The following is a 233-nucleotide window of genomic DNA, read 5'->3' on the forward strand; positions in this document are numbered from 1 at the left end:
TTTAGTCGGAGCCGTCTTAAAAAACGCGTTATTTGATCAACTTGAAGATTTCTTTGGGTTATATGGTCAAGTGACTCAGCGCACACGGTGGATGCCTTGGCAGTAAGAGGCGATGAAGGACGTGGTAATCTGCGAAAAGTCTTGGGAAGCTGATAAACGAGCTGTGATCCAAGCATGTCCGAATGGGGAAACCCACCTGTCATAAGACAGGTATCTCTTAACTGAATACATAG

General features: G+C 45.1%; 1 rRNA gene. It reads left to right on the forward strand.

Going from position 1 to position 233, the window contains the following annotated elements:
• Window positions 1–64: 64 nt before the first annotated feature.
• Window positions 65–233 (forward strand): 23S ribosomal RNA (locus ACY2RR_RS24815); the annotation flags it as partial.

The organism is Parendozoicomonas sp. 2304DJ65-17 (assembly GCF_058148445.1).